Raw genomic sequence first — 19,267 nt, forward strand, 5'->3', positions numbered from 1 at the left:
AGCCTTCATATTAAATTGATATGTTCAAACCAAAATTAAAATTCCTCGTCGGAGGGACCGTACCGGAACCAAAACTCATCTGTTCCGGATCCTGTCCTCGTAATTTTTTATTGGCCCATAGCCAAAGGTTTCCCGTTTCAAAACGCATACTAATAGCGGAAACGCCCAGTTTTTTACACAGATCATCCGATACATTATAATTCAAAGAAACACTTCTCATCCGCAAAAAATCCCCGGAAACAACCCTTAAATCCGAATTATTATACATCTCCCATTTGTTATTGGATATCACATATTTCCGATCAAAATCGGAAAACACCAGATTAAGATCGGATAAAGCCGGAATAACCGTGTTCTCGTTAACTCCTTTCCGCCAACGATTCACAAATTCATCGGACATATTCTGCTGAGGCATAGGCAACATCTGACCAGAAGATTCGTACAGGTTGTTCAAACGGACTTTCTTTCCGATCGAGAACGCAAACAAGCAATTCAGGGTCAAACGTTTATATTGGAAATACATAGAAAAACCGCCATTCAGATCAGCCACCCGTTTTCCGGAATAGGCAAATGCCTTTTCAAACATCTCCTCTTTCGTAATACCTTCCGGTTCGTCCGTATCCTTAAAAGTAGGTAATCCCTCTTCGTCTAATTTATCAAACTTATAGGAGTAAAAAGCATCCAGAGGCTTCGAATCTACGACCAGATTCCCTTGTAGAAAATCCCTGTACTCGTAAGATTTAGTCTGATTCTTACTGGTCACCTTATTGTAATTCTTATACATGTTCACGGACAATCCCCAAGTGAAATTTGGTGTTTTCACAGGAATCGCACCAATAGTCAATTCCCATCCTTTATTCTCAACATCTCCCCCGTTAATGGACACATCTTTTTTCCCTGTCACCGTAGATACGCGTTTCGTAATAATCTGATCCTCGCCTCTCTTTAAATAATACTCCACGGACCCGTTAATCCGGTTATCCAAAAATGCATACTCCAAACCGAGATTATAAGATTTTGTCTTTTCCCAGCGCAAGGAAGGATTCGGTAGCTGACTTAAAGAGGATATATACTCTTTCGAAACATTATCCATACTACCGATACTCACTAATAAATTAGGAGTTTGATCGGGATGTACGTTACCCTGTACTCCATAAGAAGCTTTAATCGCCAACAAATTCATCCACATCACATCGTTAAACAACGATTCGTTATGGATATTCCACCGAGCGGCCACAGACCAGACAGGCAAAAATTTAGCGTCTTTGTCCTGTCCGAACTTATTCGATCCGTCTGTGCGGATATTAAAATTAGCCGTATATCGGTTATCGTAAGTGTAAGTAAACGTCCCATAAAAAGACACTACATTGGTAAGTCTGTTCGTCACTACATTGGGATTATTCAACAACCATTCATTGTATTTAGGCCACTCCACCGGATTAATCGGAACAAACTTTTCGCCTCGATCCGGCAGGTATCCCCATTGCACGGTTGAAATACCGTCGTATTTTACGGAACGAGCCTCTGTCCCCAAGTTTACATCTATTTCATGACGATCCAAGAAGCGTTTGTAATAATTCAAACCGGCACGTACCACGTAAGAAGCCGAATGCGTATGATCGTTTTTCAACTCCCCACCATAAGGCAATTGACATTGCGAGGTAACAAAATTATGATCCGTAGGTAATTCTTCTCCATAATTTACCCCTCGCAACTGAGCAATATAATAAGATCGTTCATTGGCCCAGTTCTCCTCTTTGGTATTCATTCTTGTCAAAGAAAATACACCGTTAAACGTCAAATCCGAAAAAATCTTATAATTCACGTTAGCCATAAAATCGATACTCTCGTTTCGTATCTTCCGACCCGTATTTTCCCGCTCGTGCAAAATATTATAATTCAATATGGTCTCATATCCCTGCGTTTTATTATAAAACAGATAAGAACCGTCGGCATTATAAGCCGGAATGGCTCTCGAAGTATTATAGGCATAGGAATAGGGATCAATAGAGCCATGCAGATACTTTTTATCGGCAGAATAAGCCCTCAAAGAGAATCCGACATCCAGATTATCCCGTAATCGTATATTCAATTTTAGCAATCCGTTATAGCTCTCCATATCCGACCCTCTCACTACCGCATTCGTATTCGAGTAACCGGCAGAAAAATAATAGTTGATTTTTTCCGTTCCCCCGGAAATGGATAAAGAATGCTTGTGAGAAACATCCGTACGGAATAATTCGTCGTACCAATCGGTGTTTACCTTTTCCAAATCATAAACCCGGTCGACAAACTCCTCCTGGGTTATTTTTTTCGAATAGAGGTCATACAAAGCCCCCTCGTAACCTATATTGGAAGGTTTGACTCCGAAAACCAATCCCCGTTCGGCAATCTCTTTGGAAACATCAATCCGCTCCTTGGAGTCCATCCGGTGCAAATTGTTATAACTCGGACGAAGGCTTATACCCACGTTACCGGCATAATGTACTACGGGTTTGCCGATCTTTCCCTTTTTCGTGGTGATAACAATCACTCCGTTGGCTGCCTTTACACCATAAATAGCCGTGGCAGAAGCATCTTTTAAAATATCAATCCGGTCAATATCTTCCGGGTTGATACTGGCTATAGCATTACCGATCAGATTCACATTATCCAGACTGTTCAACTCTTCCGCGGAAATCGGAACCGGTTCTTCCAGAATAATACCGTCTACCACCCATACCGGCTCCCGGTTTCCGGATATGGAAGAAGAACCCCGGATCCTAATCTTGGGAGCAGCCCCGGGTGTCGATGTCGGATTGATAATATTCACCCCTGCCAGTTTCCCTTGCAGCATGTTATCGATAGAAATGGCACTTCCTTCCATCATATCGGAACCTTTTACGCTAATGGCAGAGCTGGCATTTTTCCGACGATCGATCTTTTGATAACCGGTCACAACCACCTCTTCCATCGCTTTTACATCTTCCTCTAATATTACTTGTAAGGGTTTTCCTGCTTTAAAGTTCATCTTTACGGTCTTATATCCCACGAAAGAAAAAACCAACCGACCTGTGTCTACCGGCAATTGTAAAGAAAATCTTCCCAAATGATCGGTAGCCGTACCCAAGAACGTACTGTCCAATTTTACGGTTACTCCCGGCATCGGCTCTCCCCTCTCGTCCTTCACCGTACCTGTAACCGTAAACTCTTTGGCTTTATCTTCCGAACGAGCGGCCTTCATCACGATGATAAATTCGTTATTCAATTCAAACGTCAATCCTCTTACCGAAAGTACTCGCTCCAGCAAATCCGTTAAGTCAATCGTACCGAAATCAGCCTTCACTTTATCCCCTTTATTCAGCATATCGCTATTATACATAACGATACATCCCGTCTGTTTACGAATTTCCTGAAATAACTCCTCGTAAGTAGTTTCTCCCATTTTTACGTCCATCTTATGCTGGGCCAAACCATTTGCATGACCACCCAACATAAATCCTAAAAGCATAACAATCATTAAGCGCATAATCAGAAAGATCTTCCAGCGTTCGTTTTTATAAAAAACGAACCCCGATAATGGATTTTTTTTCATACATTTGTAATATTAAGTTTCAAACTAAGGGACCGGAAGGTGGTGCGAACACCCGACGGTCTTTTTTATTATTTCTCGTATACTTGAATTACATTTCCATTTACTTTAAAATAGACATCCGATGTTTTTTCCACAAAATCCAACATAAACCTCAACGAATTACTACGTTTTATAGCCCCGGTAAATTTCACTTTTTTAGCCTTTGCGTTCGCAAAGAAAAAATCCACATCATACCAACGTCCTAATTTCACGACTAATTCTTCCAACGACATTTCGTTAAAATCGAACAATCCTTCTTTCCAGGATACATAAACAGACAAATTAACCTTTCTCTCTTCTATCTTACCGGAAACACTACTCGTCATAGCCTGCCACCCCGGTTTCAGCACACACTTCTCTTTTTGGTTGGCAACCTCCACTTCTCCGCTTACAAGCGTTACCTCCGTCGACGACTCTCCGTCATAGGCCATCACATTAAAGGAAGTTCCCAACACGCGTGTCGTCAGTTGACTCGTATGAACAATAAAAGGATGCAGCGTATCTCGGTTGACCTCAAAAAAAGCTTCTCCTTTTACTCTTACTTCTCTTTGTAAACCGGTAAAACGAACCGGATAACTTAATTCGGTCTCCGAATTCAACCATACCTTTGTCCCATCTGACAAGGTCAAAAAATACTCTCCTCCCCGAGGTACAACCAAGGTGTTGTACTCAATATCCTCCTGTTGATCCATACGATCGGTTACCTCGTAACTTAAGCCAGCTCCCTTTTTCCCTTTCAATAGGGTACCTTTGAGTTCTAATGAAAAAGAACTGTCGGCTGATAATTTTACCCGTTGCCCGTCATGAAGAATAAGCATAGCCGACGAATGGCCTCCTATCGTTTGTGCCAAATTTAAAGAGAGGGGCTCCTGTCGTTCATGACTGTTCAACCAGATCGTTATGGCAAAGAAAAGCAAACAAGCTGCCGCAACACCTCCAAGCGTATATACCCAAACATACCGTTTCGTTTTCGTCTTCAGGTTTCTCATAAAACGACTTTTCACCCCTTCCATATCCACCGTATCCCATGCCAAAGCATAATTTAACCGGTAATAAACCCGTGTCAAACGTTCATACTCCAATCGATTACACTCATCCTCTTCTATCCATTGACGAACACGCTCCGTCTCCTCGTCGGTAGCGGTACCCTTCCAACAGGCCTGTATATCATAAAATATATCCTTCTGTATTTCCATCCCCATTCGTTTAAACTTTATCAGTTAAACAAAATTCTTTTCCGAACGGGTGAACAAAACAAAAAAAAATTAATCAAATAAGCTATATTATTTCAGATTCATGAAGAAAATCATAGAATCATAAACGGAGATCATTCCTTTTATTCCACATCATCAATAAAAAGAACATATTCTTATGGTCTTTTAGCTCTCCCCGCAGTTCCTTCAATCCCATTTTCAATAAAGTCTTTACCGTGTTAACCGAAATCCCCAGTTCTTCTGCCGCCTCTTTATACATTCGTCCTTTTTGCATTACCGTCTCGACGACCACACGTGTCTTATGCGGTAATTTCTGCATGGCGGTCAGAACGGTATTGACAACCGCTTCATCCAATCCCTCGGCTTCTTCTTGCGCTATTTGGTAATGCGGCATATTCAAATACTCCGTTTTTATACCTTTTCGCAGCAAACGATTCGTACAACTATTTTTTACCATCGTAAAAAGAAAAGTAGAAAGAGCCCTGGGATGAATCCGCTCGTACAGCTCCTCCTCCCACAATTTCACCAACTGCTCCTGCACCACGTCTTCTGCCTCCGCCATATTATGCATAAAACCGTCGGCAAATAAAACCAACGGCTTATAATATCGATCGAACAATACTCCCATTCCCTGGCGCTGCCCGGTCTTTAACATTTCCAGAATCTGTACGTCATTTACACCCATAACACCTACATTCCATTCCACAAAAATAGGAATTATTTTTATTTCGCAAAATCACGGGAAAAGTTCAAACAAACAATCAATTTTAGAATATACTACTTTTTTTGTTTTTTCGCCTTATAGGTCACTTTGGTTTCCATGGATTGCATGATGGTAGCCTTCACTTCAGAATCGAACTGACCGTCAATCACTTTCCCCGAGGCTTTCACCTCCATGGGCATTCCGTTATAGTTATAGGAGAAAGAGATATAAAGATTATAAATCGTTTTCCCTTGCTTTATTTCCGATTTCACGGAAACACCTTGAGAACGGTAATTGAATTTTTGACCGTTAGGCAGTACGAAATTCGTCACCTTCACGATAACGCTATCCTTATGAATTCGTATCAGTTCCAGTTTCAATTCCATCTCTTGTTGCATGATCTCCACGAAGGCCGTTCCCTCGTATACTCCTGCAACCGAAGCCGCATTGTCCTTTTTTTCCTTATCACCCGCGAACAGGAAATTTTCAACCCCAAAAATACTTATTACAATTAAAAGGAATACGCGTACGAATTTCATTATTCAAGCTGTTTTAATTCTTAAAAAGGTTTTCTTATTTTAGCCGTTCGAAAATACAAAAAATAAAATCAAAAACAATGAAGCGGATACGACTCTTTACCGGGATTCTTTTCTTACTGTTGTTAATGGCACTCCTGATGACTTCCTGCACGGGATGCAGCCGGAAAAAAGCAAACGATGTCACCTCCTTGCCGGGAGTGTACAAAGGAGAAGCTACCATCGAATTACCAGAACATATTAAAAGTATGATCAAACCGGCTCCCGACGGGAAAAAATTAATACCGGACGAACCGGTTCCCTGCAAATTAGAAATAACCCGGAACGCGGAAGAGGAAATTTTCATTCAATTAATTGATTTCAAAATGCCCGTAGAAGGAATCAAAATAGAACCGGCAAAATGCCAAATAACACAAACGGCAGACACGTTCTATTTGGCTGGAAACGGAAACGTCGTTTACGGCAAACAAACCATCGGTTATTCTCCTAACGGAACGATCAAGGAAGACGAAATGGACTTGAAGATAACGGTAAGTATCATTCCTATGATATTGGAAGTTCAAATCCTTTTTAAAGGAAAAAAATAATCTACCGGAAAAGCGGAAAAAATCTTATTTTTGTACCCGCAATTTGAAGTATAAATTAAACTGACTTTTATAAATGAAAAAAATAACTTTTATGGCTGCAATTATTCTCGTTATGGCCTCTTGCGGTAAAAGCGATCAAAATCCCTTATTAACGGCTTTCGATACCCCGCACCAGACCCCTCCGTTCGATAAAATAAAGGCGGAACACTACGAACCGGCTTTTGATATAGCTATTGAAGACGCAAAAAAAGAGGTCGCTCGGATTGCCGCTTCCAAAGAGACTCCTACATTCGAAAACACCATTGTTGCCCTCGACAATACCGGAGAGCGTTTGGAATATATTTCCAGTATTTTCTTTAACCTGAATTCTGCCATGACCGACAGCCTGATGCAGGATATAGCCCAAAAAGTCTCTCCTAAATTAACAGCATACGGTCACGAAATATACATGAATCAGGAACTCTTTAACCGGGTAAAACAGGTTTACGAGCAAAAAGAAAAACAGAATCTGAATCCGGAACAGCATGCATTACTGGAGAAGACCTGGAAAGCCTTTATCAAAGGCGGAGCCAATCTGGAAGGAGCCGACAAAGAACGGTTCAAAGAGGTTTCCATCGAACTCTCCAAGTTGAGCCTGACCTTCGATAAAAACGAACTGGCCGAAACCAATGCCTTCGAATTACACGTGACAACAGAAGAGGATCTGTCAGGACTACCGGAAGGAGTAAAAGAGATGGCCGCAATAACAGCCAAACAAAAAGGAAAGGAAGGTTGGATATTCACACTCCACTACCCGAGTTTTGCCCCCTTTATGAAATATGCCGATAACCGGAAATTAAGAGAACAAATGTATAGGGCGAACTCTTCCAGGGGATACCATGACAACGAATACAACAATGAAGAAATTATAAAAAAAATTACCGCTCTGAGATTGGAACTGGCCCAAATCATGGGATATAAGAATTACGCTGAATACGCCCTTACCGATCGCATGGCCAATACCCCGGAGATCGTGAATAATTTCATCGAAGAATTACATAAAGCATCCCATCCGGCCTCTTTGAGAGACAAAAAAGAGGTGGAAGAGTATGCCCGCAAAGCCGGCCTGAAAGGAGAACTACAACGTTGGGATTGGGCCTATTATTCCAATAAACTCATGCAAGAAAAATATGCCCTCGATGATGAAATGTTAAAACCTTATTTCAAACTGGAAAACGTACAATCCGGCATATTTGATTTAGCACACAAGTTATATGGAATTACCTTCAGAGAGGTGCATAATATCCCGTTGTATCACAAAGAGGTGAAAACATTTGAAGTTTATGATACAGACAGCACCTATTTAGGTGTACTTTATTTGGATTTCTTTCCGAGAGAAAGTAAAGGCGGCGGAGCCTGGATGACCGAATTCAGAGGACAAAAAATAAAAGACGGCAAGGATTCCCGCCCGTTGATTTCCATGGTAATGAATTTTACCAAACCGACAGAGACGAAACCTTCACTCCTGTCTTTTAATGAAGTAACCACATTCTTACATGAATTCGGACACGCGATGCACGGCATGTTATCCAAATGTACTTACGGATCTACTTCAGGAACGAATGTTTACCGTGATTTCGTGGAATTACCCTCTCAAATCATGGAAAACTGGGCATTGGAAAAAGAGTGGCTGGATACCTGGGCAGTACATTACCAAACGGGGGAAAGATTACCTCAAGAATACATCGACAAAATCAAAAAATCAGCTAATTTTCAAAGCGGATATGCCAGCGATCGGCAATTAAGTTTTGCCATGGTAGATATGGCATGGCATACGATTACCAAACCGGTAACAGAACCTTTGATCGAGTTCGAAAATAAAGCCATGGGCAAAACGGAAATCATGCCGCTGGTAAAAGGTAGTGCTTTTTCAACAGCTTTCGGTCATATCTTTGCAGGAGGATATGCAGCCGGCTATTACGGTTACAAATGGGCGGAAGTTTTGGATGCCGATGCCTTTTCCGTTTTCAAGAAGAATGGAATTTTCGATAAGGAAACAGCGACTTCTTTCCGTAAAAATATTTTGGAAAAAGGGGGGTCGGAAAATCCCATGATTCTTTATAAACGCTTCCGCGGGCAAGAACCTACGGTCGACGCTCTCCTTGAACGTAGCGGATTGAAATAACATTTGGAAATAATATGCTGAAAATAGCGATATCTTAATTACAGATCCGTAAAATAATACTGCAATCACATAAAAAATAATTAACATCTTTGATTGAATATCCGATGTTAATTATTTTTTGTGAAATCGCTCCAACGTAGAATAATTCCCCAATACCGTGGAAAAATACCCCAAGATATTGATCATATATCAAACAATCACCACATGGAATACGTAGAATATTTTACTGATAACCAATTAAATACAATCAATACTATCGAATTGACAAAAAATAGCACGCCATTTTCATAAGAAAGGGCATCGTGTACGAAATTAAAACCCAAAAGTATGAATAGATTATGTGAAGTCCTTATTATCTTTTTGCTTGTATCTTTAGCCGGATGTAAAAAAAATCAGGAACCGGAAAGACAAGTAGTAACCGTTGAAAAAGTCGGTATTGATGATGTTGAGATATACGGTGAATACGTGGGAAGAATTCGAGCCAAACGTTTCGTGGAAGTTCGTGCCAGAGTGGAAGGTTATCTCGAACAGATGTTATTTGAAGAAGGAAAAAGAGTGCATAAAAATCAACCTTTGTTCCGGATTAATAGTGACTTATACAAAGCAAGAGTAGATAAAGCAAAAGCACAATTAAAAAAAGACAACGCCCAAAAAGCCAAGTCAGACCGGGACGTCGAACGTCTTCAACCGTTATATGCACAAAACGCTGCCAGTCAACTGGATCTGGATAACGCAAAAGCAGCTTCGGAAAGTGCTGAGGCAAATGTAGCCATGAGTAAGGCCGATCTGGCGCAAGCCGAACTGGAGTTAAGTTATACTACCGTGAAATCTCCTATCGACGGATATATCAGCGAGCGTTATGTGGATATAGGAACATTAGTAGGACCCGGATCCAAATCGCTATTAGCCACGATCGTGGAGAGCGACGAGGTGCTTGTTGATTTCAGTTTGACCGCGTTAGACTATTTACGTAGTCAACAACGTAACGTTCGCTTGGGAGAGCAAGATGACAACCGCTCCTGGCAGCCCAATGTTACGATAACCTTAGCGGATAATTCTGTTTATCCGATAAAAGGGATCGTTGATTTTGCAGAACCTCAGGTTGATCCTCAAACCGGAACATTCGGGGTAAGAGCCGAACTTCCTAACCCGAATCGTATCCTGTTACCCGGACAATTTACCAAGGTAAAACTATTGCTCGATGTACGGGAACATGCTATCGTCGTTCCCACAAAAGCCGTTGTAACTGAAAAAGGAGGAGCTTATATATATGTTGTACGACGGGATAGTACCGCAGAAAAACGTTTCATCGAATTAGGTCCGGAATTTGAGAATCAGGTTGTCGTAGAACGAGGATTAGGAGAAGGAGAACTTATCGTGGTGGAAGGTTTCCATAAATTAACCCCGGGAAGTCTTGTACTTCCAGTCGTTGCCACTAAAGAAGAGGAGGAAAAAAGCTTATGAAATTAACCTTTTTTATCGATAGGCCGATCTTCTCGGCCGTGCTCTCTATCGTAATCGTGATCATAGGTTTTATCGGTTTATTCCTTCTTCCTGTCGATCAATACCCGCAAATCACCCCCCCGGTAGTAAAAATATCGGCTTCCTATCCGGGAGCCAGCGCCCTTACGGTTTCTCAAGCCGTGGCCACACCCATTGAACAAGAGTTAAACGGAACCCCGGGAATGCTTTACATGGAATCGAGTAGTTCCAATTCCGGTGGTCTCTCTATCGACGTAACATTCGACATTTCGGCCGATGCAGAACTTGCCGCCGTGGATATTCAGAATCGGGTTAAATTAGCGGAATCGCGTCTTCCGGCCGAAGTAATACAAAACGGCATTAAAGTAGAGAAACAGTCATCCAGTCAGTTGATGACCTTGTGCCTCACTTCGTCCGACGCTCGTTTTGATGAAATTTATCTGAGTAATTTCGCCACGATCAACGTATTGGATATCCTTCGACGGATACCGGGAGTAGGACGGGTTTCAAATATCGGAAGCCGATACTACGCCATGTGTATCTGGGTACTTCCCGACCGAATGGCAAATTTCGGACTAACGGTCAAAGATCTCCAAAATGTACTGAAAGATCAAAACCGGGAATCCGCCGCCGGAGTTTTAGGTCAACAACCGATCTCCGGATCGGATCTGACCATCCCTATTTCCGCCCCGGGACGGCTCTCCAGCATTAATGAATTTGAAGAAATTGTCGTTCGCGCCAACCCGGACGGTTCCATGATCCGCTTACGCGACGTGGCCAGGGTCTCGTTGGAAGCGGGTTCCTATTCCACGGAAAGTGGTATAAACGGGGAGAATGCCGCCGTATTGGGCATATACATGCTTCCGGGAGCCAACGCCATAGAAGTAGCCGATAACGTGAAAGAAGCCATGGAAGAGATCAGCAAAAACTTCCCGGAAGGATTAAGTTACTCTATTCCCTTCGACATCACCACTTACATATCGGAATCAATACATGAAGTTTACAAAACACTTTTCGAGGCCCTCTTTTTAGTTATCATGGTGGTTTTTCTTTCTTTGCAAAACTGGAGAGCCTCAGTCATCCCGTTACTCGCGGTTCCCGTCTCTTTAATAGGCACTTTCGGTGTTATGCTCATGATGGGATTCTCCCTGAACATGTTGACATTACTCGGATTAGTACTGGCTATCGGTATTGTTGTGGATGACGCCATTGTCGTCGTAGAAGGTGTCGAACGCCTTATGGAAGAAGGACTCTCCCCCTACCAAGCCACCTGCAAGGCAATGAAAGAATTAACCGGCGCTTTGATCGCAACCTCATTGGTTCTGGCAGCCGTTTTCATTCCGGTCAGTTTTCTTCCGGGAATCACGGGAATGCTTTACCGCCAATTTGCCATAACAATAGTCGTCTCCGTACTGATCTCTACATTGGTAGCCCTGACTCTGAGTCCGGCCATGTGTGCCATCATGCTTCGACCGAATAAACATGAGAAAAATTTTATTTTCCGCAAAATCAACGAATGGTTGGCAAGAGGCAACAATTTTTACATTCGGACTTTATATAAAGCCGTAAATTGCCCCCGCCGTATCATTGCCGGATTCGGCATGATCCTTATACTCATTTTCGTGTTGAACCGGTTTATTCCGAGCAGTTTCTTACCCGAAGAGGATCAGGGATATTTTAAAATCGAACTGGCTCTACCAGAAGGGGCAAGTCTTGAACGTACCCGTATCGTAACGGAAAGAGCCGTAGAATTTTTGAGAAAACATCCGGCTGTCGAGTATGTACAAAATGTGACGGGAACCAGTCCGAGGATCGGAACGGCACAATCCAGAGCAGAACTGACCGTCATACTTAAATCATGGAAGGAAAGAAAAAAAGGTGACTTATCATTGGAGAAAGTCATGGAGGAGGTACGTTCCGAATTTTCCAATTACCCGGAAGCACAGGTGTTTTTATCCACACCTCCCGTGATCCCGGGATTAGGAGCCTCCGGGGGGTTTGAAATGCAAATAGAGGCACGCAACGGAGCCACATTCGAAAATCTCGTGGAAGCCGTCGACACGTTAATGAAATACGCCTCCCGTTCCCGGGCCATTACAGGAATATCCTCCTCATTACAAGCCGAGATTCCACAATTGTATTTCGATGTAGACCGCGATAAAGCCCAATTATTGGGCATCCCGCTGGCCGACATATTTTCAACGATGAAAGCTTACACGGGATCGGTTTACGTGAACGACTTCAATATGTTCAACCGGGTATATAAAGTTTACATTCAAGCAGAATCCCCGTACCGCAAATACAAAGATAACCTGAATCTGTTTTTTGTTAAAACGGCCAAAGGGAACATGGTTCCCCTGACGGCGTTGGGATCAGCCGAATACACGACCGGACCGGGAAGTATAAAAAGATTTAATATGTTCTCTACCGCCGTGATTCGGGGTTCTGCCGCACCGGGATACAGTTCCGGACAAGCCATGAACACCATAGAAAAAATAGCCCGGACCCGTTTACCTGAAAATATGGGTATCGAATGGAGCGGTCTTTCCTTCCAGGAGAAAAAAGCGGAAGGACAAACCGGACTCGTCATGATTCTGGTATTTACCTTTGTATTTTTGTTCTTAGCCGCTTTATACGAAAGCTGGCTCGTGCCTGTTTCCGTGTTGCTATCCCTTCCGGTTGCCGCTTTCGGAGCTTATTTAGGGATATGGGTTTTCGGATTGGAAAACGATATTTATTTCCAGATCGGATTAGTTACCCTCATCGGTCTGGCCGCCAAAAACGCCATATTAATCGTGGAGTTTGCCAAAATAGAAGTAGACCGGGGCATCGATGCCGTACAAGCGGCTGTAACAGCCGCAAGGGCCCGGTTCCGTCCTATTTTAATGACCTCACTGGCTTTTGTTTTAGGTATGCTTCCTCTCGTAATAGCAAGCGGTCCGGGATCTGCCAGCCGTCATTCCATCGGCACGGGAGTATTTTTCGGTATGATCGTCGCGATTACGGTCGGAATTATTCTGGTTCCCTTCTTCTTCATCATGATCTATAAACTGAAGCAGAAAAAACATCGCAGGGTGCCAAATGAAATTTCAAACTGAAATAAGTTAGACACCCATTTTAAAGTTATGTAAGACTATGAAACACTATAAGCTCATAAGTATCGGACTACTGACAGGAGTTCTTCTCACCTCCTGCAAATTAGGACAAAAATATACCCGTCCCGAATTAGATCTCCCGCAAGCGATTCTTGCCGGAGGCAAAGACACCCTTTCCGTCCAGCATATCAAATGGTGGGAACTGTATAGGGATACCGTATTGCAAGGATTGATTAAAACGACTTTGGAACACAACAAAGATATGTTGATTGCCGCTGCCCGGATCAAGGAAAGCAAAGCTTACCAACGGATCAGCAAGGCCGATTTATTTCCACAAATCCAAGGACAAATCGGTGGAGAGAGAGAGTATGACGCAACCCCGGAGAATACCTTCGAAGCTAAATTAAACCTCACCTGGGAAGTTGATCTATGGGGTAAACTGCGCTGGGCCACACAAGAAAGCTTAGCCGCTTATCTGCAAACGGTAGAAGGTAAACGAGCCTTGCAAATGACACTGATCGCACAAGTCGCACAAGCTTATTTTGAACTCAGAGCACTGGATCAAGAACTAAGTATTGTACGACAAACATTTAAGGCACGGGAAGAAAGCGTATATTTAGCTAAACTCCGTTTCGAAGGAGGGTTGACATCCGAGACCTCTTACAGACAAGCACAGGTGGAATTGGCTAAAACCAAAACCTTGATTCCGGACTTGGAACGCAAAATAAAATTAAAAGAAAACGAAATCTCTTTACTTACCGGACACTACCCGGGACAAATCCCTCGCGGACAAGATATCGTAAATCAAGCTCTACCCCCATCATTACCCGTTGGTTTACCCTCCACATTATTGGAACGCCGCCCGGATCTTCGGCAAGCCGAATTAAAACTAAAGGCAGCAAATGCCAAAGTCGGCATTGCCTACACGAACTTATTCCCTAATTTCAAACTAACCGGGGTATACGGCCTGGAGAATAATGAACTCAGTCATTTTTTGAAAGCACCCTACTGGTACATAGGAGGCGAATTACTCGAACCTTTATTCGCCATGGGTAAACACAGGGCCAAACTGAAAGCGGCAAAAGCTGCTTACGAACAGGAAGTATACGCCTATCAAAAAAGCGTGTTGACCGCTTTTAAAGAGGTTGACAACGCCCTGACTTCCTACCAGAAAATAAAAGAGATACGAGAATCACGTTTACATTTGGAAGAAGCCGCTCACTCCTATATGGATTTGGCAACCCTCCAATACATTAACGGTGTAATCAGTTACTTAGACGTATTGGACGCACAACGTGGCTATTTTGATGCTCAAATCAGCCTGAATAACGCCATCCGGGACGAACTACTTTCGGTTGTCTATTTATACCTTGCCCTCGGCGGCGGATGGTAAAACTAAAAAAGCCGGATTTTTTTATCCGGCTTTTTTTATATGAAAAAACTTTTATCGTTGCAACGGATAAGTCAATACGGGTGCTTTCTCAGCCTTTACAGGCAATTTACCGATCTCGACATCTTCAATTAAAATGGCAGAAGGATAAATCAAAGAAGATAAAACATCATTGTTCAAAATGTAATTGGAGACATTTTCTTTGTTTGAGATCTCCAATACACGCTTAATCTTAGGTAAAGTAATCGCAGAAATATCAGCCGTACGGGTCAATGTTTCGCTACCGTCTTTTACATTCACCCGATAAAGCAAGGATCCGATACCACTTATACGACGAACGATGTAAGCGTAATCCAACCCTTCTTCCTTCGCGGCCTTAATTAAGGCTTTTTTCATCTTCTCCGGCTTAATTCCTTTATCCGCTTGGATGTGAATCGTTCCGGGAGCAGTCACGTAAGCTATTCCGCTATACACGAACCGGGAACTACCGGTAGAGTGCGGAGCCTTCGAGGTAGGCACACAACCGTTCAACATTCCCCGAAGAATACCATGCTCTACTAAAGTCATCTCTTTTTCCGGAACAACTCCCTCTGCATCGATCTCATAAGCACCGATCAAAGAAACTCCGTTGTATTTATCCAATGTGCTGTAATTTTTTACAGTCAAACGAGAGTCTATGATCTTCTTACCCATTCGGTCGTCTAACGTCTTTACTTGTTGAACACGGTCTGAATTAGGCTTGCGATAAGCAAACAGACCTTGTTTATTCAACAGATTACGAGTGAAGATCGAAGAAGCGGCACCGTCCTCAAATAATACCGGACCGGAATAATACTCTTCAACTTTAGGAGCATCTTTCAATTTAACCAGATTCTCTGCAAATTTCGTTACATTTTTCTTCAATTCCTCTATGGAAGGTAAATCCTCCGGGGTTTTCACCAAAACAGAGTAAGTATCCGTAATCTTCTCGCCTTCCGGAGTCGTTACGGTTCCCTGTGCAAAAAGATTCACAAAACGAGAAGGTTGCTTCACGGAAACCCCATCCGTCGTTTGGCGATACAACTCCATATCTATACCACTTACCACAACCCGCGTATTGTATATCTCCTTGTAATTTTTAAAAATAACGGACAATTCTTTTACTATCTCTTCCAACTTAGAACGATCGATCGTATAAGGCTCCTTGGGCTCCACGATCTTTACGATAGGTTCTACTTTTTCCAAATCAGCCAATTGAGCTTCTTCAGTAGATTGTGGATTAGCTTTCAAATAAGCATCCTTGGCAGATGCCGATTGCAGGGCAAACTTATACATGACATCGGTTGCCAACCAAAAACCTCTCCGGACACCCAAATAATCCATCTCTTCGGGAATAGACGCCTCTGCATATTGTCCCACGTACATGGCATCACTCGTGTGATTATAATCACCCAACATCAACTGGACTCCCCCTGTCGTATTCCCATTCGACACGTAAGAGTTTACTACCCCTCCCAATACCCCCACTATTTCAAACTGACGATAATGTCCCAACGCGTAAGACAGGAAAAAAGGTCTTTGCATATTCGGCAAAACAATTTCTTCTTTATTCCGCTCGATCTCATCTTGCATAGCTTTGAAAACCACCTTATCGGAATCGCTTTGTGCCGATACCGGAGCGACCAGCAAAAAAAGCAAAAATACAGCTAATATATATCTCATCTTATTTTAGATTTACGATTTTAGACTTTAAACCAAAGTACAATAACTTTTATTTCTTGTTTTCACTCGGAGCCTGCAGTATGGGAGGCAATTGCCGAGACTTTTCTCTCCGTTGCGTTTCAATCTTATTAACGAAAATCATGGGAGAACTTGCCGTTACGGGCACCCATCCGGACTCAGCGCCACACATTCCCGTGAACACGCTCGGCCGATCTCCACCGGCTACGATATTGGAAAACATAGACAAGGGCGTACCGATCAGGTCTACCCCCCGAACCAACTCGTCCGGGCGACCGTCCACGTAAACACGGTATACCTCCAACGGAGTTACATTAAAGGAGTTCAAACTTCCCCCCTCTCCCGTATAAGTAAAACCACTCGTTACCTCTTTGAAATAATAACCGTATTCTTTTCCTTGTTTCTTAGCTTCCTCTATCAACATCTGGCGTAATTGAGCCTCAGTCCGGGGATTCGTCGTTTCCACGACCAAATTGGCCTGACGGGATACGGGATCCCCACCTCCGGCAGTACGTCCGTGAGCATTGCTATGAGGGAATCCCTCCAAAGGAACCCGACTCATCAAAAACTCTTTCAATACTCCGTTCGTAACGACATCCACCCGACGGGCCTTAACTCCCTCGTCATCATACAGATAGAAACCGTTCATATAATCTCCTGCATATTGTCTCAGCGTGGGATCCGAATATACCTGGAAGTCAACTGGTAAAACTTGCTCGCCTACCATTTTCTTAAAAGTTTGTCCGCCGCTCTTCATCCGATGACCTTCCAAACGATGTCCAAAGATTTCGTGAAAAAAAACACCGCTGGCAGGCCCTGAAAGGATGGCCGGTCCCGTATAAGGATCAACGACCGGGGCCGTCCGCAAAATATTCAATCTTTTTACCATATCTTTCGCATCCGCAATCAAACGCTCGTTGGAAGGAAGATCTTTCAGCTCGTAAGCAAAATAAGAAAGATTCAACGGTAAATCCATTCCGTCCTCGGCTTTCATGGAAGCAGAAATGATAATACGAGCGTACGTCCGGTTCTGCACGACTTCCGTACCCTCTGTATTCACGAAATAAGTACGCAATACCCGGAAACTCAAGCTCGCCTGTCCCTCCTGCAATAAAGAAGACTCTTTAAATATAGAAGAAACCTCGTTCAAACGCTTTTCCCAGGCTTTTACATCAATAGCTTGCTTTTCTGCCGGAATCGGTGCTTCATAATACTTTTCCACAGGAGTGGAAGAAAAGCAAGGAGCTTTATCCTCGTTATCCACACTTACCGTACTTTGTGTTTTTGCCTTCTCGTACATATCAAGGGCAAAATTGTAACGCTTTATAACCTCCGACCAAATAGCCTGCTTTATACCGTCCTCTCCGTTTTCATCTTCCAAAGGAAGCAACGACCCCCGGTAATTTCTTCTTTGATCCGGTGCCGTTCCCATGTAATTATATTTAAAATTATCCAGTAACGTATCACCTAAACGGATCTGAGGTACCAACATACGGGTACGATAGTCTTGAACCGACATAGTCGCCCCGAAAGAGCTGGATATATTCACGTTTCTATCATCCAAAACACGGAAATTCATGTGATAAGGAGGAAATTCCTGTTTCTGCAACTCTTTCATATCATACGCTAACTCTTGCTTCAAAAGTTGCAGTAACTTATCCTGTTCCTGCCCGAAAGCACCCGGCAAAAACAACAGAAAAAGAAATAAGCTTAAAATAACCAATCTACATTTTCTCATTTGTGTAAATTTAAGTGAATAAATAAATATATAAGGCTACGCACAAACCTCGTAACAAATATAGCAAGATAAATCTAAGAATAAATAAATTGATATTTTAAAATTATGTTATAATAAACCTAAAATACCGGGAACTACCCTCCTCGAAGTGATAATCAATACCTATAAACGCATTATATATAAAAACAATTTTAAACATTTACCCGCTATATTCCATGCAGTTATGACTATATTTCATTTCAACCACACATATTTTACTCCATTTATACTATCCATATCATTTTTATTTTATAATATTACGCTTTAAACGAAGGTTTTATAAATACGATTCGTACTCTATTATTACACCATATTCGCCTTCCAATACTGAAACCATCTAATTGTCAATCAGAGTTATAATTATATATTACTTTGTATCTAATTTCTAAAAAATATACCTATTACCATTCTCATAAAACGTTCGTTTTATGAGTTACGTCATTGGGTTTAAAATACTGATATACTATCACCTATCAATCCTTAATATTAATATATATGTTAAAAAAGAAAGCCATGGCAAAAGAGAAAGAAACAGAAAACATTTTCAACTTATTAAACGAAGGGCTTACACTGGAAGGTGATTTACAAACGGATAAAGACATTCGTATTAACGGGACACTAAAGGGAAACATGACAACGAACGGAAAAATAATTATTGGCCCGGTAGCAAATATCACAGGACAAACAAAAGCCCCTTACATTGAAATATTCGGCAAATTAACCGGAAATATTATTTCGGAAGGAAGTGTGATTCTGAAATCGAAATCCATCATAGAAGGAACGATTGTCACACACACTTTGATTGTAGAACCGGGAGCTCAATTTAACGGAGAATGTAAAATGATCGATAAAAAGAAAGCGGAACCCCAACCGCCTCAAGCTCCCCTTAAAAAATAAATAGGCTTCGATTGTACAAAAATAACCGTTGTAAAACAGATTTCTCTTTATTTTACAACGGTTATAAACTTTATTTTGTATACCTCTTTG

The 19,267-nt window shown here is 42.2% G+C and carries 12 protein-coding genes; 6 read left to right on the top strand and 6 right to left on the bottom strand.

The window, feature by feature from the left end; genetic code table 11:
• Window positions 1-10: 10 nt before the first annotated feature.
• From DMB45_RS13425 to DMB45_RS13440, 4 genes are all read right to left on the bottom strand, one after another.
• A complete protein-coding gene (locus tag DMB45_RS13425) occupies window positions 11-3,574 on the bottom strand; it encodes a SusC/RagA family TonB-linked outer membrane protein (RefSeq protein ID WP_052634844.1) in 3,564 nt (1,187 codons plus the stop codon).
• A 68-nt stretch (window positions 3,575-3,642) separates the two neighbouring features.
• Entirely contained in the window at window positions 3,643-4,809 is a 1,167-nt protein-coding gene (locus DMB45_RS13430) for a FecR family protein (RefSeq protein WP_052634842.1), read from the bottom strand.
• A gap of 118 nt (window positions 4,810-4,927) precedes the next feature.
• Window positions 4,928-5,533: a sigma-70 family RNA polymerase sigma factor gene (locus DMB45_RS13435; RefSeq protein ID WP_235375107.1), complete on the bottom strand. Its 606-nt coding sequence runs from the start codon at window positions 5,531-5,533 to the stop codon at window positions 4,928-4,930.
• Window positions 5,534-5,604: 71 nt separating this feature from the next.
• Entirely contained in the window at window positions 5,605-6,069 is a 465-nt protein-coding gene (locus DMB45_RS13440; protein WP_041504403.1) for a hypothetical protein, read from the bottom strand.
• Between the two features lie 77 nt (window positions 6,070-6,146).
• Between DMB45_RS13440 and DMB45_RS13445 the strand changes: the two genes are divergently transcribed.
• From DMB45_RS13445 to DMB45_RS13465, 5 genes are all read left to right on the top strand, one after another.
• A complete protein-coding gene (locus tag DMB45_RS13445; protein ID WP_041504402.1) occupies window positions 6,147-6,653 on the top strand; it encodes a hypothetical protein in 507 nt (168 codons plus the stop codon).
• A gap of 91 nt (window positions 6,654-6,744) precedes the next feature.
• Window positions 6,745-8,817 carry a M3 family metallopeptidase gene (locus tag DMB45_RS13450; RefSeq protein WP_082032926.1) on the top strand — a complete coding sequence of 691 codons (2,073 nt, stop codon included), beginning with the start codon at window positions 6,745-6,747 and terminating at the stop codon, window positions 8,815-8,817.
• Between the two features lie 327 nt (window positions 8,818-9,144).
• Window positions 9,145-10,281 (top strand): efflux RND transporter periplasmic adaptor subunit, encoded by a 1,137-nt coding sequence (locus DMB45_RS13455; protein WP_041504400.1) that lies wholly within the window; start codon window positions 9,145-9,147, stop codon window positions 10,279-10,281.
• The gene (locus tag DMB45_RS13460; protein ID WP_041504399.1) at window positions 10,278-13,397 is read left to right on the top strand and encodes an efflux RND transporter permease subunit; all 3,120 of its coding nucleotides are present in this window, start codon (window positions 10,278-10,280) and stop codon (window positions 13,395-13,397) included. The genes DMB45_RS13455 and DMB45_RS13460 overlap by 4 nt, the downstream gene beginning before the upstream one ends.
• Before the next feature lie 37 nt (window positions 13,398-13,434).
• Window positions 13,435-14,787: an efflux transporter outer membrane subunit gene (locus DMB45_RS13465; RefSeq protein ID WP_041504398.1), complete on the top strand. Its 1,353-nt coding sequence runs from the start codon at window positions 13,435-13,437 to the stop codon at window positions 14,785-14,787.
• 51 nt (window positions 14,788-14,838) lie between these two features.
• On the opposite strand, the gene DMB45_RS13470 is transcribed toward DMB45_RS13465, so the two are convergent.
• Both DMB45_RS13470 and DMB45_RS13475 read right to left on the bottom strand, forming a co-directional pair.
• Window positions 14,839-16,485 carry a metallopeptidase TldD-related protein gene (locus tag DMB45_RS13470; protein ID WP_041504397.1) on the bottom strand — a complete coding sequence of 549 codons (1,647 nt, stop codon included), beginning with the start codon at window positions 16,483-16,485 and terminating at the stop codon, window positions 14,839-14,841.
• Between the two features lie 49 nt (window positions 16,486-16,534).
• A complete protein-coding gene (locus tag DMB45_RS13475) occupies window positions 16,535-18,241 on the bottom strand; it encodes a TldD/PmbA family protein (protein WP_052634838.1) in 1,707 nt (568 codons plus the stop codon).
• Between the two features lie 534 nt (window positions 18,242-18,775).
• Between DMB45_RS13475 and DMB45_RS13480 the strand changes: the two genes are divergently transcribed.
• Window positions 18,776-19,177 (top strand): bactofilin family protein, encoded by a 402-nt coding sequence (locus DMB45_RS13480; RefSeq protein WP_052634836.1) that lies wholly within the window; start codon window positions 18,776-18,778, stop codon window positions 19,175-19,177.
• Window positions 19,178-19,267: the final 90 nt, after the last annotated feature.

The organism is Sanguibacteroides justesenii, assembly GCF_003204205.1.
Classification (GTDB): domain Bacteria; phylum Bacteroidota; class Bacteroidia; order Bacteroidales; family Marinifilaceae; genus Gabonibacter; species Gabonibacter massiliensis.

Bases quoted from the DNA above. Each gene is read 5' to 3' on its own strand.
- DMB45_RS13475 (WP_052634838.1), bottom strand. From the start codon at position 18,241: ATGAGAAAATGTAGATTGGTTATTTTAAGCTTATTTCTTTTTCTGTTG.
- DMB45_RS13425 (WP_052634844.1), bottom strand. From the start codon at position 3,574: ATGAAAAAAAATCCATTATCGGGGTTCGTTTTTTATAAAAACGAACGC.
- DMB45_RS13470 (WP_041504397.1), bottom strand. From the start codon at position 16,485: ATGAGATATATATTAGCTGTATTTTTGCTTTTTTTGCTGGTCGCTCCG.
- DMB45_RS13460 (WP_041504399.1), top strand. From the start codon at position 10,278: ATGAAATTAACCTTTTTTATCGATAGGCCGATCTTCTCGGCCGTGCTC.
- DMB45_RS13445 (WP_041504402.1), top strand. From the start codon at position 6,147: ATGAAGCGGATACGACTCTTTACCGGGATTCTTTTCTTACTGTTGTTA.
- DMB45_RS13430 (WP_052634842.1), bottom strand. From the start codon at position 4,809: ATGGAAATACAGAAGGATATATTTTATGATATACAGGCCTGTTGGAAG.
- DMB45_RS13480 (WP_052634836.1), top strand. From the start codon at position 18,776: ATGTTAAAAAAGAAAGCCATGGCAAAAGAGAAAGAAACAGAAAACATT.
- DMB45_RS13465 (WP_041504398.1), top strand. From the start codon at position 13,435: ATGAAACACTATAAGCTCATAAGTATCGGACTACTGACAGGAGTTCTT.
- DMB45_RS13455 (WP_041504400.1), top strand. From the start codon at position 9,145: ATGAATAGATTATGTGAAGTCCTTATTATCTTTTTGCTTGTATCTTTA.
- DMB45_RS13450 (WP_082032926.1), top strand. From the start codon at position 6,745: ATGGCTGCAATTATTCTCGTTATGGCCTCTTGCGGTAAAAGCGATCAA.
- DMB45_RS13440 (WP_041504403.1), bottom strand. From the start codon at position 6,069: ATGAAATTCGTACGCGTATTCCTTTTAATTGTAATAAGTATTTTTGGG.